At 65.4% G+C, this 16636-nt stretch carries 11 protein-coding genes; 4 read left to right on the forward strand and 7 right to left on the reverse strand.

What is annotated here, in order from left to right:
* Positions 1 to 600: 600 nt before the first annotated feature.
* From QRN59_RS02995 to QRN59_RS03015, 5 genes are all read right to left on the reverse strand, one after another.
* Positions 601 to 2448 carry an ABC-F family ATP-binding cassette domain-containing protein gene (locus QRN59_RS02995; protein WP_284981022.1) on the reverse strand — a complete coding sequence of 616 codons (1848 nt, stop codon included), beginning with the start codon at positions 2446 to 2448 and terminating at the stop codon, positions 601 to 603.
* Positions 2449 to 2500: 52 nt separating this feature from the next.
* Positions 2501 to 3478, reverse strand: coding sequence for a 4-(cytidine 5'-diphospho)-2-C-methyl-D-erythritol kinase (locus tag QRN59_RS03000; RefSeq protein WP_284981023.1), 978 nt, complete (start codon positions 3476 to 3478; stop codon positions 2501 to 2503).
* On the reverse strand, positions 3475 to 4356 hold the full coding sequence (gene rsmA / locus QRN59_RS03005) for a 16S rRNA (adenine(1518)-N(6)/adenine(1519)-N(6))-dimethyltransferase RsmA (protein WP_284981024.1): 882 nt from the start codon (positions 4354 to 4356) through the stop codon (positions 3475 to 3477). Before rsmA ends, QRN59_RS03000 begins: the two co-directional genes overlap by 4 nt.
* A 107-nt stretch (positions 4357 to 4463) precedes the next feature.
* Entirely contained in the window at positions 4464 to 5609 is a 1146-nt protein-coding gene (locus QRN59_RS03010; RefSeq protein WP_284981025.1) for a resuscitation-promoting factor, read from the reverse strand.
* A 266-nt stretch (positions 5610 to 5875) separates the two neighbouring features.
* Positions 5876 to 6760, reverse strand: a complete 885-nt coding sequence (locus tag QRN59_RS03015; protein WP_284981026.1) for a TatD family hydrolase — start codon at positions 6758 to 6760, stop codon at positions 5876 to 5878.
* Positions 6761 to 6945: 185 nt separating this feature from the next.
* Between QRN59_RS03015 and QRN59_RS03020 the strand changes: the two genes are divergently transcribed.
* The 3 genes from QRN59_RS03020 to QRN59_RS03030 all read left to right on the forward strand — a co-directional run bounded on the left by QRN59_RS03020 (position 6946) and on the right by QRN59_RS03030 (position 12052).
* Positions 6946 to 8022 (forward strand): AAA family ATPase, encoded by a 1077-nt coding sequence (locus QRN59_RS03020; RefSeq protein ID WP_284981027.1) that lies wholly within the window; start codon positions 6946 to 6948, stop codon positions 8020 to 8022.
* 20 nt (positions 8023 to 8042) lie between these two features.
* Positions 8043 to 9461, forward strand: a complete 1419-nt coding sequence (locus tag QRN59_RS03025) for a DUF58 domain-containing protein (protein WP_284981028.1) — start codon at positions 8043 to 8045, stop codon at positions 9459 to 9461.
* Positions 9462 to 9625: 164 nt separating this feature from the next.
* On the forward strand, positions 9626 to 12052 hold the full coding sequence (locus QRN59_RS03030; RefSeq protein ID WP_284981029.1) for a transglutaminase TgpA family protein: 2427 nt from the start codon (positions 9626 to 9628) through the stop codon (positions 12050 to 12052).
* Between the two features lie 163 nt (positions 12053 to 12215).
* Here QRN59_RS03030 and QRN59_RS03035 read toward each other — a convergent pair whose 3' ends face one another.
* Both QRN59_RS03035 and rsmI read right to left on the reverse strand, forming a co-directional pair.
* Positions 12216 to 13697, reverse strand: coding sequence for an NAD-dependent succinate-semialdehyde dehydrogenase (locus tag QRN59_RS03035; protein ID WP_284981030.1), 1482 nt, complete (start codon positions 13695 to 13697; stop codon positions 12216 to 12218).
* 188 nt (positions 13698 to 13885) lie between these two features.
* The gene (gene rsmI, locus QRN59_RS03040; RefSeq protein WP_284981307.1) at positions 13886 to 14728 is read right to left on the reverse strand and encodes a 16S rRNA (cytidine(1402)-2'-O)-methyltransferase; all 843 of its coding nucleotides are present in this window, start codon (positions 14726 to 14728) and stop codon (positions 13886 to 13888) included.
* 164 nt (positions 14729 to 14892) lie between these two features.
* Between rsmI and QRN59_RS03045 the strand changes: the two genes are divergently transcribed.
* A complete protein-coding gene (locus QRN59_RS03045; RefSeq protein ID WP_284981031.1) occupies positions 14893 to 16554 on the forward strand; it encodes a dolichyl-phosphate-mannose--protein mannosyltransferase in 1662 nt (553 codons plus the stop codon).
* The last annotated feature ends 82 nt before the right edge of the window (positions 16555 to 16636 follow it).

Here is a 16636-nt window from a genome sequence, read left to right on the forward strand (position 1 = left end):
GCTGAGCGACCTCCAAACCCCGATGCGCCGCGATGCGCTCCTACCCGAAGGCCCGCAGCGCCGCTCTTGCCAATCTTCCGTCCGCGACTCGGCCCTTCACGACGCAGATGTGCCCTGCCGACACGCAAAATTCCTGTCGACACCGGAATCCGCGCAGCGGTTTTCTCTTTCTGCGTCACCAGCACATTTGGGTGTCTCGAAGCGCCAACGATTCACCAAGCAACCGCTTCCGACCCGCGCCTCGACCTCCGACGCCGGATACCCCGTCGACGCGCAAAATTCCTATCGACGCCGGAATCCGCGCATCGAATTCCACGTCCCGAGTCGCCAAAACATTTGGGTGTCGAGAATCGCCGAAGTTTCACCGCCTTGAGTTCCATGGACCCCGTCCCCATCTCACGTCTGGCGGACGACGCCGGCAGTCCGCCGCCCCTTAACCGCCGGACGGCGGTTCTTCGGAAAGGAGCGCATCGCGACGCAACGGGCTAGGAGCTCGCTCAGCGAGCGAGTAGCCCCTTTGCGTTGTGTCTAAGCGACGCCGAAGGACCGTTGTCCGGCCCCGGCACCCAAGGTGACCGCGGGAATCCGCGACGTCCCCGCCTACTCCCCCAGGATCTCGGCCGCCTCAAGCCATTCGAGCTCGAGGCCTTCTTTTTCTTCGAGGAGCTCCTGGAGCTTGGCGTTCAGTTCGCCGAGGCCATCGAAGTCGCCGGATTGGGACTTGGCCGCCATTTGGACGTGGAGCTTCTCTTCTTGTTGCGCGATCTTGCCCAGCTGCCTGTCGATCCTGTTCAGGTCCTTACGGGCTTCACGCTTCTCCGCTTCGCTGGGCCCGGAAGCGGCGGCACTCGAGCCGCTTGCCGCCGTCGGCCTCGCGCTACCGCGCGACGCGCCGCCGGTCACCGCGCCGCTCGCCAACGCGGCTTCGCGCAATTCCAGGTACTGGTCCACGCCGCCCGGGAGCCCGCGCAGCTTGCCGTCACCCAGGAGCGCCATTTGGGAATCCGTGACGCGTTCCAGCAGGTAGCGGTCGTGGCTGACAACGACCAGTGTGCCGGGCCAGCCGTCCAAGACGTCTTCGACGGCGGCCAGGGTGTCGGTATCGAGGTCGTTGGTGGGTTCGTCGAGCATCAGGACGTTCGGTTCGCCCACCAACAGGCGCAAAAGTTGCAGGCGGCGCCGTTCGCCACCGGAAAGGTCGGTGACGGGTGTCCACTGCTTTTCCTTCGTGAACCCGAGCTGCTCCACGAGCTGGCCGGCCGTGAATTCCTTGCCGCCAACGCTGAAGGAGCGCTTCTCGCGTTCGATGACCTCGATCACGCGAAGGTCGGACACATCGTCGAGCTCCTTGACGTCCTGGCTGAGCACCGCGGTGACAACGGTCTTTCCGCGCTTGACCTTTCCGGAGCTCGGCGTGATCTCGCCGTTGAGAAGCCTCAGCAGCGTGGACTTCCCGGCGCCGTTGACGCCCACCAGTCCGAGCCGTTGCCCCGGCGCCAAGCGCAAGGTGACGTCGTCGAAGAGCTTCTGCTTTGTGCGGCCGGCAGAGTCGTCGCCCTTGAAGTCGAGGGAGACCCCTTCAAGGTCCAGCACGTCCTTGCCGAGCCGCGCGGTTGCCATCTTGCTCAGGGCCACGGAGTCGCGCGGATCAGGAACATCGGCGATCAGCTCGTTGGCGGCTTCGATGCGGAACTTGGGCTTCGACGTGCGTGCCGGGGCGCCCCGGCGCAGCCACGCCAGTTCCTTCTTGACCAGCTGTTGCCGCTTGCTTTCGACGACGGATGCGCTCCGATCGCGCTCGGCGCGGGCCAACACGTAGGCCGCGTAGCCGCCGTCGAACGGGTCAACCATGGCGTCGTGCACTTCCCACGTCCGGTTGCAGACCTCGTCCAAGAACCAACGGTCGTGGGTCACCACAAGGAACGCGCCCTGGTTGGCCCGCCAGCGGGTCTTCAAGTGCCGGGAGAGCCACGCGACGCCTTCCACGTCGAGGTGGTTGGTGGGCTCGTCGAGCATGATGACGTCGTGATCCTCGATGAGGAGCTTGGCCAAAGCGACCCTGCGCTTCTGCCCGCCGGAGAGGGCATGCACGTTGGCGTGCCAATCGACGTCGGCCACGAGGCCGCCCATGATCTCCCGGATTTTGGGGTTCGCGGCCCATTCGTGGTCGGCCTGGTCGCCGACGATCGCGGCCCCCACCGTGAGGTCGCCGTCGAGCACGTCGGACTGGTCGAGGTAGCCGACATTGACGTCGCCGCGTTTGGTGACGCGGCCGGAGTCGGGAGTCGAGCGCAATGCCAGCAAGCGCATCAGCGTGGATTTGCCGTCGCCGTTGCGCCCGACCATGCCGATCCTGTCGCCGTCCTCCAAACCAAGGGTTACGCCGTCGAGGATGGTGCGGGTTGCGAACGAAACGGTGAGGTTTTCACCGCCGAGCAGGTGGGCCACTGGGTACTACTTTCTGGTGTGAATAGTCAGGAGAATCGCTATTGGCGACTTGTCAAAGGAGGGTATCGGAGATGATCCGGGCACCGGGAACCGGGCCGTGCACGGCAAGGGCGTTGTGGCCCAGGTGCCGAAGGTCCTCGGCGAGCCCCTCGGCCGCCCGGGGGTTGTGGGCGAGCAAAGCCACGGTGGGGCCGGAACCGGAAACAATCCCGGCGAGGGCGCCGTTCGACTCCCCTATCCCGATGGTGTCCCGCAACTGTGGAGCCAGCTCGATCGAGGCGCGCTGGAGGTCGTTGATAAGGACTTTGCTCAGGGCGTCGGGATTCCCGTCTCGCAGCGCCTGCAGGATCTTGGCGTCCACCTCGAGCGGTTCGGGGATGTCGAGTCCTTCGGTGTTCCGAAGCCTGTCCAAGGTGTGGAAGACCTCGGGCGTGGAGAGTCCGTAGTCGGCGCAGACCAGGACCCAGTCCATTTGCGCTTTCGCCAGGGCGGGTGAGAGTTCGTCGCCGACGCCAAGCCCGACGGCGGTGCCTCCGAGGAGCGAGAACGGCACGTCCGCGCCCAACTCGGCTGCAAGGTGGGCCAGTTCTTCGCGTGACAAACCACTGTTCCAGAGCGCATCACAGGCCAGGAGTGTCGCCGCGGCATCGGCCGAGCCGCCGCCCATGCCTCCGGCAACGGGGACACGCTTGGTGATCTCCAAGTGCACGCCCGTGGAGTTCTCCGAGACATCCCTCATGATGGCGGCGGCCTTGTAGGCCAGGTTCCGCTCGTCCAGGGGGATGTCCACGCCGTCGAGGTCCAACGTGCTTGAGGGACCGACGCTGACCGTAATCCCGGGCCCCTCAGTGCTCGTGGCGGCTACTTCCTCGTACAGGGACACCGCGAGATACACGCTGGCCACTGAGTGGTAGCCGTCGGGCCGCAAGGGGCCGACGTTGAGGGACACGTTCACCTTGCCCGGTGCCCGGACGCGTACCGTCCGTGCGACGAAGCGCCCGCGGTTCACACCGCTGATTGCCGGATTCATGCGTCCAGGGGGTGGCGTGCCTCGGCGATCCGGACAAACGCGTTGATATCGAGCACTTCTCCGCGGGCCGTCGGATCAACGCCGGCAGCCACGATGAAACGTTCGGCCTCCGCCGCGCTCCCGGCCCAGGTCGCGAGGGCCGCGCGGAGCGTCTTGCGGCGTTGGGCAAATGCGGCGTCGATGACCGCGAAGACCTGTTCGCGCGTGGCGTGCGTTGCCGGCGGTGCGCCGCGCGTGAAGGACACGAGCCCGGAGTGGATTTTCGGCGCGGGCCAGAAGACATTCATACCGATCACGCCGGCCTTGCGCATGTGGCCGTACCAGGCGGCCTTGACCGAGGGGACTCCGTAGATCTTGGAGCCCGGACCCGCGGCCAGCCGGTCCGCCACCTCGTCCTGGACCATGACCAGCCCGTGTTGCAGGCTCGGGAAATGTTGGAGCAAGTGCAGGACCACCGGGACCGCCACGTTGTACGGAAGGTTGGCCACGAGGGCGGTGGGCTGTACTGGAAGTTCGGTGACCTTCATGGCGTCGGAGAGGACGAGATGGAAATCGTCCACGGCCTCGGGGCGCCAGGTGCGCACGGTGTCCGGCAACTTGCCGGCCAGTACGGGATCGATTTCTACAGCGACGACTGTTTTGGCGGCGTCGAGCAGGCCGAGCGTCAACGAACCCAGCCCCGGCCCGACCTCCAGCACGGTTTCCTCGGGATCGATACCGGCGGCAGAGACGATCCTGCGGATCGTGTTGCCGTCGATGACGAAGTTCTGGCCCAGGGTCTTTGTCGGGCGGACACCGATTTCCTCGGCGAGCCGTCGGATGTCCGCAGCTCCCAGAAGGGGTGCGACGGCGGCGGGTTCGGAATTCGGTTCAATCACCTAGGTATCGTATCGTCTGAGCGACTAGCGGGGGCGCCCGTCCTCCATCTTCAGCACGCGAAAAGGCCGGGCCCGGAAGATTCCGGACCCGGCCAATTTCATTTCGCTTAGCTCGAAGCTGCCCATCCGCAGCCCCACGGCGACAGGCCGCGCTGCGCGTAGACGCGGTTGGCGATGTCGATCTGCTGGGCCTTGCTGGCGGCGGCGGCGTTGGGAGCGTAGGCGCCACCGCCGGAACCGATCCAGGTCTGGATGTCGAACTGCAGGCCACCGTAGTAACCGTTGCCGGTGTTGATGGCCCAGTTCCCGCCGGACTCGCACTGTGCGACCTTGTCCCACATTGCCTCGTTCGGCGCGCCAGTAGGTCCGGAGGCAACGGCCGCGGCAGGCTTGGGACGTTCCTTGGTTCCGACCGTCACCTTCGCGGAGACCGGCTTGACGGTGACGTCAGAGGAGACCAAAGTCCGGGAAGCTTCACGACCATCCACCAGGACGAGCTTGAACGTCTTGCTGAGCAGTCCGAGGACACCTTCCTGGGTTACCGTCTTCTGGTCGCTGAACTGGGTGGCGTCTTCCGTGGTGACCGTGTCGAAGGGGACGTTCTCCGTCTCGGTTGCGGTCTTGCTGGTGTCCACCCGGGAAACCTTGATCACCATGTTCTGGACAACAGGAGCTGAGTTGGGCTGCGAAACCCGGTCGTTCGCGCCGAGCGAGACGCCGGCATCGCTGAGGACGGTTCCCACGTCAGGCGCCGTCGTGGTTTTCGAAGAGCTCTGCCCGTCCACGATCAGGCTGATCGTCTTGGGGGTCAGGATCGAAACGTATGATCCGGAGACGGCCAGCTGCGTGTCTTTGGGCTGGGAGACAGCCGATGCGCTCGCGACGCCGAGTTCGGAGACGAGGCCTTCGACGTTCGGGGCCGTGGTGTTGACCGTCCGCTGGGCGCCATCAAGGCTGACGGTGACGGCCTTGGCCAGGTTGACGTTGATGATGGAGCCGTTCTGCACCGAGGCGTCCAAGGCCGGGGAGACCCGGTCTTCAGCCTTCAGATCAACCTTGGCTGCCTTGACCACTTGGTCAACGGTGTTGCCGAAGGTCTGGACGGAACTCACTTTGCCGTCGACATTGAGGGTGACTGATTTGTTGTTGCCGGTAAAAGCAACGACTCCCAGCACCAGTGCCAAAAGCACCAGCAGCTGCGCACCGACCTTGACGAAACTGAACTTGCCGCCCGTGGTGAAGAACTTGACCATGTTTGCCCGTAACTTTTGGACCATCCGGGCACGGGGAAAAGCGCACAAGGGCCTCCTGCCGCGGTCCCGGATGCAGGCCGAAGCATGCATGAGGACTGCAGCGGAGTTGTGCGCCGCCACACTCAATTCAACTGAAAACACCAATTGCGAACGGAGTTAGTTGTCCGAAGGCCTTCCCCGACCCCGGCTACTGGTTACCCACTGTAACCGAAGCGTTATAAAGTGACCAAGAATTTTACATACTGGGTATGCAACACGGTTTCTGCTCAGTCCCAGGATCCGTAGGTCGCGACGGTGTTCTGAGCCAATTGCGAACACAGCGTGGAAAGTTCTGTTCCGGTCACTTCAGACATGGAACGAACGGTGTACGGCACCATGTAACTCGCGTTCGGACGGCCCCGGTAGGGGTGCGGTGTGAGGAACGGGGAATCGGTTTCGACGAGTACCAGTTCCGGATCCGCGATGGCCAGCGCGTCCCTCAGGTTTGCGGCGTTCTTGAACGTCATGGTGCCCGCGAAGGACATGTACCAGCCGTTCGTGTTACAGATCCGCGCCAGTTCTTCATCGCCCGAGAAGCAATGGAATACCACCCGCTCCGGAGCCCCCTCCTCCCGGAGAACCTGGACGACGTCGTCGTGGGCGTCACGGTCGTGGATTTGGAGGGTGAGGTCCAGCCTCTTCGCGATATCGATGTGGCGGCGGAACGATTGGCGCTGGTGCTCCAGTCCGTCGCCATGGGTGCGGAAGAAATCAAGTCCGGTTTCGCCGATCGCACGGACCCTCGGGTGGGCCGCCAGCTCTTCGATTTCCGCGAGCGCCGATTCCAGCTCTCCGCGGCCCGCGTAAACGGGGGCATCGTTGGGGTGGATGGCGACAGCTCCGAGGAGCCGCCGGTCCGCGTCAAGCGCCTGGACCGTGAAGCGCGATGACTCAAGGTCGCAACCTACCTGCACCGCACCCTGGACACCCACGGCCTCGGCCGCATCCAGAGCATCCGCCACAGCAACTTCGAGCAGGCCGTGCCGGAAGTCGAGGTGCGTGTGGTTGTCCATCACGGGGACCGGCAGGGGCTCGGGAGCAGGCGGGTATTCCTTGCGGGAATCGCCGGTTTCAGGCACGCGGTAGGAAGCCGGGGGGAGGGAATTGCACATGAATCCACCCTATCTTTCTCTGCTGATGCCTTCTGATCACTCCTGTATCCCTTCGCAGTCACTCCTCCGGAAGCTGCCTCTGTCTGCGGCGGGCCTAGGCTGGGTAGTCTGGTACAAAAGGCGGTATATCCCGGCCAGGGCACCGCGGCCCAGCCGGGGTTCTGTCATGGCTGAGGGGATTGTCCATGGACTCAAAGCGACACGGCACCGTTGATGAACAGTTGCTGCCGGATGAGGCCGCGGTTGCCTTGCCACCTGAGCGCGAGTCCCTCAACGGGTACAAGCCGACGGTCATGGATCCTGAGCAATTCCACGCCGCCAGCGAGAAGATCCTGACGGCCATCAACAAGGTGATCGACGGCAAAGCCGAGGCCGCCAAACTTGCCCTCACCGTGCTCCTCGCCCAAGGCCACCTGCTGGTGGAGGACGTGCCGGGTGTCGGCAAGACATTGCTTGCCAAGACCCTCGCCCGCACTATCGATTGCAAGGTCAGCCGTATCCAGTTCACCCCGGACCTGCTTCCTTCCGACGTCACGGGCGTCTCCATCTACAACCAGTCCTCGCGGCAGTTCGAGTTCCGGATGGGTGCGGTGTTCGCCAACATCGTGATCGGAGACGAAATCAATCGCGCCTCTGCCAAGACGCAGTCCGCCCTCCTCGAATGCATGGAGGAACACCAGGTCACGGTGGACGGCCATTCTTACCAGCTGGGCGAGCCGTTCATGGTTGTCGCGACACAGAATCCCATCGAAATGGAAGGAACGTATCCGCTGCCGGAGGCGCAGCGGGACCGTTTCATGGCCCGCATCTCGATGGGCTACCCGGACAAACTCTCCGAGATCGAGATGCTCGAGACGCATCAGGCGGTCTCACCCCTCGCCAAAGTCACCCCGGTGGTCACTTCTGCTGACGTCGCCGCGATGATCGCCACGGTGCAGCAGGTCTACGTTTCCCAATCGGTCAAGGAATATACGGTCGCCTTGGGCCGGGCCACCCGGGACAGCGCCCGACTGCGCCTCGGGGCCAGCCCGCGCTCCCTGCTGCAACTACTGCGCGCGGCCAAAGCGACCGCAGCCCTTGACGCAAGGGATTTCGTCCTTCCCGACGACGTCATTTCCGTAGCCGAGTCCGTCCTTGCGCACCGCATCATCCTTGACCGCAAGGCCGCGAGTTCCGGTGACACTCCGCACAGCATCATCCGGGCCATCCTGGCCTCCCTCCCGGTAAGCCAAGACGCTGGCGCGGAACGCCGCGGCAGCTAGGAGCGAAGGAGGGGGCAGGCATGGCTCTGATCGATCTACTTCCGAAGCATCTGTTCACTACCCGTGGCTGGGGCTTGCTGGCCAGCGGTGTGGGGTCATTGCTGCTTGCCCAGATCATGGGCAGGCGGGATCTGCTGGCCCTCGGGATCCTGCTGCTGGTGCTGCCGCTGGTATCGCTTGCCGGCGCCCGCATCCTCAAACCGCGCTTCCAGGTGTTCCGCGAATTCCACCCCTCTTCCGTGGAGACGTCCTCCACGGCCACGGTGCGCTTGGCGGTGGCACGGACCGGCGCGGCCGCCGGGCCGGTGATCATGGAGGAGCAGTTGCCGCCGCGCTTCGGCGAACCTCCGGCTTTTCGCTTTCCTGCCCGTGCAGCTTCCGGCGGCACCAGCCGCTACGAATACCATTTGCGGTCCGGCAAGCGCGGCCAGTTCAGGATCGGACCTGTGACGGCCGAGTTCTGCGATCCCTTCGGCTTGTCGCTGCACAGGCACCAGATCGACGACGGCGACATCCTCACCGTGACGCCTGCCGCCGTCGAACTCCCCGCCACCGGCCTCGCCGGCGCGCGCGGAAACGACGGCGTGACGGCCACCCGGATCCGCGCCAATCCCAGCGACGACGACGTGATGACCCGCGAATACCGGCATGGCGACCCCATGCGACGCGTCCACTGGGCCGCGACGGCGCGGCACGGCGAACTCATGGTGCGGCAGGAGGAATCCGTCACCACGCCGGAGGCGACCATCATCATGGACCAGCGCTATTCCGCTTTCGTATCGGGCTCGGCCGCGGTCTTCGGCCCTGCCCACGAGGACGCTTTTGAGCTGGTCAGCAACGAGAACTTCGAATGGGTCGTGACGGCAGCGATGTCGATCAGCGCCCACCTTGCCGATCGCAACTATTCGCTGCGTTTCCTCGATGCTGCCGGACACCCCGCATTTCGCGCATCCCGCTCCGCACCGTATCCCGAAACCGAGGAATTCAGCGGTTTGGGAGGCCTGCAATCCATTGCCGAAAGCCTCGCCGCCATCCAGCTCAGCGGCCCACGGCACGTCCACGCCGAGCGCGGCCGTAAAGAAGCCGCCGCCGTCGAGGGTGCCGAGGCCCCCTTCGACGACCATCTGATGGACAAGCTGGCGGCACACCGCCTGCGCGGCCCGGTCCTCGCACTGCTCGGCAACATGCCGCTCTCCGAGGCCCGCGCGTTGGCGCCGGCTGCCGGCTACGGGGCCAACGCTTTTGCCCTCGTGGTCACCGACCACCCGCACCATGTCCAGCCCGTCATTGAAGCTTTGAAGCTGGGCGGCTGGCGTGCCGTCGCCGTGAGTTCGAGAACGGACCTTCCAGCTGCATGGGCCGGTTTCGACCAAGGAGAGATCCTCGCAGCTGCTGCCGCAGCGATGGACGTCCGCCGTGGCGCCGCGGTGCCACGATGACCACCACCTCCAGAAACGGCCCTCCAGGACGGTCCCCCGGCCCGGAGTCGGCAGGGTCAGGTGACCCCCGTGGTCCGGGGCGAGCCCTCGGTCCAGGCGGTGCCCGTGGTCCGGGAAGGGCGCCCCGCCCGCGAACGCCAGGACCCGGAGCCTACCCTTGGGCAATGTCGGCGGCCATCGCTTTCGCCGTACTCGGAGCATCGCTTTCGCTCAACGGGGTGTTCAGGGGCTGGGCTTGGCTGGTTCCTGCCATCACCACGGTGTTTGTCGTCGGATTGACGCTGGCTGCGCTTCGTGCCTTGAGGGTCTACCCGGTGCTCACCACTTTGGGCGGCTTGCTGGCCCTGGTGTTCATCCTCGACTTCACGTTCTTCCGGCCGGAAAGCATCGCCGGCTTCATTCCTTCCGGCGCGACCATTGACACGCTGGGCCAATTCCTCAAACGGGCCGGCGAGACGGTGGTATCGGAGACTGCACCCGTCTCTCCGAATGCCGGAATAGTGTTCGTCGCCTGCGCGGCCCTGGGCTTGGTGGCTGTCCTCATCGATGCGCTGGCGGTCCCGCTCGGTATGCCTGCGACGAGTGGCTTGGGCCTCCTGGTAGTCCTCTTGTTCCCGGCGACCATCAAGCCGCAAGGCGGCGGGCTGCCCGGATTCCTCGCCGCCGCCGTCGGCTTCATCCTGATCCTGGGTTGCAGCCAGTGGTTCGCACCGGACTCGCGGCTGCAGACCGACAACGCCCATGGCACCGGGCAGCTCAAACGGTCCATGGTGATCGGTGGCGTGGCCCTGGTGCTGGGGCTCCTGTTGCCGTTGGCGGTTCCGGGCTTCGAACGCGGGACGTTTCCGGTCGGTTCGAGGCTGAATCCCTGGGGAGTCTCAAACGGCCTGAACCCCATGATCACGCTCGGCAACAGCCTGCGGAATCCAAGCGGCGACGGCAGCATCACCTATGCCACGAGTTCCACGGCCCCGGTGTACTTGCGCTCCGTCACCATCGACAAGTTCGACGGCGATACCTGGGCGCCGGACGACCGCGAAGCCTCCCGGCGCATTGGACCGGGCCGCATGGCGCCGGACTACCCGCTCCCCTCCGATCTGGTGCGTCAACTGACGGTGGTCGACACCGGACAATTCACCAGTCCGTATCTGCCGGTCCCCTATGCCCCGACAGCCGTCAACGGTCTGAGCGGCCGCTGGTCGTGGGATCCCGCAACGCTCAGCATCCGAGGCGAGGACGGCACGACCAGGAACCAGCAGTACACGGTGTATTCGGCGCTGCCGGCCCTGACGTCCGCAACGTTGAGCCAGGACAACGCCAAGCCCACCTCCATCTCGCAGGATTTCATCCAGCTTCCAAGCAATGTCCCGGACATTGTGAAGAACACAGCCAAGACAGTGACGGCCGGCGCCAACGGCAACTATGCCAAGGCGATGGCGATCCAGAACTATCTGCGCTCGTCCCAGTTCAGCTACTCCCTGCAGGCTCCGGTCCAGGGCGGGTATGACGGCAACGGCATGTCCGTGCTGGCCGATTTCCTGCAGCAGAAGAGCGGCTATTGCGTGCACTTCGCCTCCGCGATGGCCGTCATGGCGAGGCTGGACGGAATCCCGAGCCGCATCGCCGTGGGCTACGCGCCGGGCCACGCTACAGGGGCCACAGTTGCCGTGGCGGGACAGGAACCCCTGCCGGAGTACCAGGTGGATGCCCGTGATGCCCACGCCTGGCCCGAGCTCTATTTCGAGGGCGTCGGTTGGGTCGCCTTCGAGCCAACCCCATCCCGCGGCGTCGTTCCGCCGTATGCGAGCGAGCCTGTGGCACCGGGCGGCCCGAGCACCAACCTGCACGACGAGAACCTGGCTCCGGGTTCCCCGACTCCCCCGCCGAGCACAGCTGCTGTACCGCCCGTCGCGGGTCCGGGGGTTGGATCGGGCACGGCCACCGGCTCCGCGACCGTTCTTTATGTCACGGCCGCCGCGCTCCTTTTGGCGGTGTTGGCGGCGTCCCCCCGGCTGGTCCGTTCCGGCATCCGGGCGCGGCGCCTGAGGCCGGCACGGGCCAAGCAGACCGGTGCGGTAGGCGCGGCCGGCCCGGCCCCGCCCCGGGATGGTCCGGTTCTGGCATGGGCTGAGCTTCAGGACCTCGCCACGGATTACGGTGTACCGCCCGTGCCCAGCGAAACGCCGCGGCATTTCGCGGCCCGATTGAGCAAATCGGCTGCACTCGGAGCGCCGACGGCTGCAGCGTCGCCGTCGGGAACCGCCGACGACGCCGGGCAGCATGCAGTCGCATCGCTCACCGGCGACTTCGAACGGCAGCGTTACGGTCCCCCGGCGGCCCCGGCGAATACCGCAGTGGAACAAGCGAACGCGGCCGCGGTCCGGATCGCGGCAGTCCGTGCCGCGTTCCGTCGCAATGCCTCCTGGTTCGCGGTCTTCCGCGCAGATTGGTTCCCGCCGTCCTTGATGTCCAGGTGGTTCCAGCTCCTATCCTCGCCCTTCCGCTGGCTGGGTGGCATTTCCGCGGGGGCAGCACGCCGGGTCGCAGCATCCGTGGAGAGACTGTTCGAAGCCATCCGCTGGCGGCGCTGACCCAACTGACTGGCAGCAGATGTCGTTCTGGGCCCCGAAAACGACAACAACTGCGAGTCAGTTGGGTTGGAACGGCAAAGGCAGGGCACCGGAACCCAAAGGTTCAGTGCCCTGCCTTCACTCAACGGCAGTTCCCCGTTGCGAGAGGTCCGCCGAAGTTCTACTAGTCGGCGTAAGGATCCGCGATGCCGACGTACTGCGTGGTGAGGTATTCTTCGATGCCTTCGAAACCGCCTTCACGGCCCAGGCCGGACTGCTTCACGCCGCCGAAGGGTGCAGCGGCGTTGGAGATGACGCCGGCGTTGAGGCCGAGCATGCCGGTCTCGATCCGTTCGCTGACGCGCAGGCCCCGGTTGAGGTCCTTGGTGTAGACGTACGCGACCAGGCCGTATTCGGTGTTGTTGGCCAGCTTGATGGCTTCGTCTTCGCTCTTGAAGGTGATGATCGGGGCCACCGGTCCGAAGATTTCTTCCTTCAGGATGCGGGCATCCGCTGACACGTTCTTGAGCACGGTGGGCTGGTAGAAGTAACCCGGGCCGTCCACCGGGGCACCTCCGGTGACAGCGATCGCGCCGTTGGCAACGGCGTCGGACACAAGGGCATGCACGCCGTTGCGGGCCTTGCCGTCGATCAAGGGACCGACCGTGGAGTCCGGCTCGGTACCGCGCGCTGTGTTAAGTGCCGAGATCTTGGCAGCGAACTTATCGGCGAAAGCGTCAGCGATGGAGTCGTGCACAATGAAGCGGTTGGCTGCGGTGCAGGCCTCGCCCATGTTGCGCATCTTGGCCGCGACGGCGCCTTCAACGGCCTTGTCCAGGTCGGCGTCCTCAAAGACCACGAACGGTGCGTTGCCGCCGAGTTCCATGGAGCTGCGCAGGACCTTGTCCGCGGCTTCGCGCATGAGGGCCTGCCCGACGGCGGTGGAACCGGTGAAGGAGATCTTGCGCAGGCGGTCGTCCTTGATGAGGGGCCCGGTGACCGCGCCTGCCGTTGAGGTCTGGATGACGTTGAGCACGCCTGCGGGGAGGCCTGCTTCCTGCATGACCTGCGCGAAGAGCAGGCTGGTCAGCGGGGTCAGGTTTGCGGGCTTGAGCACCATGGTGCAGCCGGCGGCAACTGCGGGGGCAATCTTGCGGGTAGCCATGGCCAGCGGGAAGTTCCACGGGGTGATCAGCAAGCACGGGCCAACCGGCTTCTTCTGGACCAGGATGCGGTTCTTGCCGTCCGGGGCCGCGGAGTACCGGCCGCTGACGCGCACGGCCTCCTCGGAGAACCAGCGCAGGAACTCGGCACCATAAGCTACTTCGCCGCGGGCTTCGGCCAACGGCTTGCCCATTTCCAGGGTCATGAGCAGCGCGAAGTCTTCGGCGCGTGCCGTGACCAGCTCGAACGCGCGGCGCAGGATTTCGCCACGCTCGCGGGGAGCGGTGCGGGCCCAGGAGGCCTGGGCGGCGGCAGCAGCGTCCAGCGCCGCGGCGCCGTCCTCCGCCCCGGCGTCGGAGATGCTCACGAGCACCTTGCCCGTGGCGGGATCCTCGACGTCGAACGTCTTGCCGGATGCGGCAGGCAGCCACTGGCCGTTGATGAGCAGCCCCGTGGGAACGGAGGCGAGAAGTTCGCTTTCGCGATCGGCGGTAACAGTCACAGTGACTCCTTCGTCAGTCAGCGCAGCCTGTAGGGATGCACCAACACTTGATTTTTGTGGAATTACTGTCACGGTACTGCCCGCCGCGAAGCAGTGTCTACGCCTTCGCGCACTGCCGCGGGAGCAGGAGTTTGTGCAGTTGCACAGCCCCGGGGTAGAGCCCGAGATACCGCGCCGCGAGCACAGCCCTACCGCGCCGCGAGCACGGCAGAGTACAGCTCGCGCTTGCTGATGCGGGCGTCCTCGGCCACTGCGGCCACCGCTTCCTTGAGCCTGACGCCCTGGGCAATGAGTTCATTGACCGCGGCAACATGGTCCTCAGGCTTGCCCGGCGCCTGTTCGGGGGCGCCGGCCACGACGACGGCAATCTCGCCGCGCACGTCGTTGTTTTCAGCCCACTCGAGCAGCTCCCGGACGGTTCCCCGGATGACTTCCTCATAGGTCTTCGTCAATTCGCGGCACACGGCGATGCGGCGGTCCGAACCGAACCGTTCGTGAAGGGCACGGAGCATTGGCTCGAGCCGGTGCGGTGCCTCGAAGAACACCATCGTCCGGCGTTCGCTGGCGAGGTCCGCAAGCCGGGAGCTGCGTTCGCCGGCCTTGCGGGGCAGGAATCCCTCGAAGCAGAACCGGTCAGTGGGCAGCCCTGATAGCGCCAGGGCTGTCAGCACTGCGGACGGGCCGGGGAAGGCGGTGACGAACAGCCCTGCTGCCACTGCACCCTCCACGAGGCGGAAGCCGGGGTCGGACACTGCGGGCATGCCGGCGTCGCTCACCATGATGATGGTCTTGCCCGCCCGAACGTGATCCAGCAGTTCCTCGGTCTTGGCGGCCTCGTTGTGCTCGTGGTAGCTGATGACCCGGCCCGACACGGTGATGCCAAGCGACTGGACCAAGCGATGCAGGCGCCGGGTGTCCTCCGCGGCGACGATGTCGGCCGTCTGCAGCAACTCGATGAGCCGGCTGGAGGCATCGCCGACGTTGCCGATGGGAGTGGCAGCCAGCACGATCCGGCCTACCCCGTCCGGCAGGGCCGGAAGCGCCTGTCCTTCAAGAGGCTCCGCCTCAAGGGACTCCGCCGAGTCAGGAACGGTGGTTTCATCCGGGGAGCTCAGCTGTTCAGTCACCCCACAAGCCTAATGCCCCGGCTGCCGCTTTCAGGGAGCCCCCGGAGGCAAAAGGTAGCATGGGCTGAGTGACCGATACCTCCGTGCGCCCCGCCCCGCAAACCTGGTTGATACGGCGCTGGTTGACCCGGCCAGAGGACGCCTTCACAGCCGAAGCTCTGCGGACGCGGCTCATTGGCAGCATCCAAAGCTGGCGGGATTATCCGCCGTCCTTGAGGCTGTGGTTCTGGCTGATCCCCACCATCACGGCCGTGATCGGCGGGATCCTGCGTTTCGTCCGCCTCGACGCACCGCACAGCCTCGTCTTCGACGAGACCTACTACGTCAAGGACGCCTACTCGCTCCTCGTCAGCGGATACGAGCGAAGCTGGCCGGACAAGGCCAACGATGCCTTCAATGCAGGCAACCCCAACGTCCTGCTCAACTCCCCCGAGTACGTGGTACATCCCCCCGTAGGGAAATGGATGATCGCCTTCGGGATGTGGCTTTTCGGTTCGGACAATTCCTTCGGGTGGAGGTTTTCCGCGGCCCTGACGGGGACCCTCTCCATCGCCTTGATCGCCCTGATCGCCCTGAAGCTGTTCCGTTCCCACATCCTGGGCGCCGCCGCCGGGCTGCTGCTCGCCGTCGACGGCCACCACTTGGTCATGTCGCGGACGTCCCTGCTGGACATCTTCCTGATGTTTTGGCTGCTCGCCGCCTTTGGCGCCCTGCTGATGGATCGCGACGACGGAAGGCGCCGGCTGGCGGCACGGCTTGCCGCGCTGGCAGGCGCTTCCAAGGACGGCCGGCCGACGGTGTCGCACCTCGCCTCAGGGCCGTGGCTCGGATTCCGGTGGTGGCGGCTGGCGGCCGGTGTCTGCCTCGGCCTGGCGGTCGGCACCAAGTGGTCGGCACTGTTCTTCGTCGTTGCTTTCGGCCTGTTGACCGTGTTCTGGGACATGAGCGCGCGGCGCATTGCGGGCATCCGGAGCTGGCCCAGCGCCGGGATCATCAAGGACGGCATTCCGGCGTTCTTCACCATGATCCCCGTGGCCGGAGCCGTGTACCTGTCTACGTGGACAGGCTGGTTCCTTTCCAAGGACGCCTACTACCGGCACTGGGCGGACACGAACCCTTCCGACACGTGGGGATGGATTCCCGGGCCGCTGCGCTCGCTGGCGTATTACCACATGGAGGCTTACAACTTCCATCAGGGCCTCAGTTCGCCGCACCCGTATTCGGCGAGTCCGTGGACTTGGCTCGTCATGGGGCGGCCCACGTCGTTCTACTATGAGTCCCCCAAGCAGGGAACCCCTGGCTGCGATCTGCCCAACTGCACTTCGGCGATCCTATCCGTCGGCAACCCGGTGATCTGGTGGGGTGCCACGATTGCACTCTTCGTGGTGCTGTTCTGGTGGGCGGGCCGGCGCGACTGGAGGGCGGGGGCCATCCTGGCCGGCGTCTCCGCAGGGTATTTGCCGTGGTTCATGTATCCGGAGCGCACCATGTTCTACTTCTACGCGCTTTCCTTCGAGCCCTTCCTCGTGCTGGCTCTCGTTTATGGATTGGGACTGGTGCTGGGCAGGAGCGGGGCTCCTCCGTGGCGTCGCCGCTCCGGCCTGTACGTGGTTGGCCTTGTGGTGGTCCTTGCCGTGCTTTTGTCGGCGTTCTTCTATCCGGTGTGGACGGCGGAAGTGATCAGCTACCAGGACTGGCGCATGCGCATGTGGATGCCGTCCTGGATCTAAGGGCTTGTCCGCAAGGTCGGCACGGCACGCACACAAAGAAGCGGCCCGCCCGGGACTGGATGTTCCGAGGCGGGCCGCTTTT

The organism is Arthrobacter sp. efr-133-TYG-118 (assembly GCF_030209755.1).
Classification (GTDB): Bacteria; Actinomycetota; Actinomycetes; order Actinomycetales; family Micrococcaceae; genus Arthrobacter.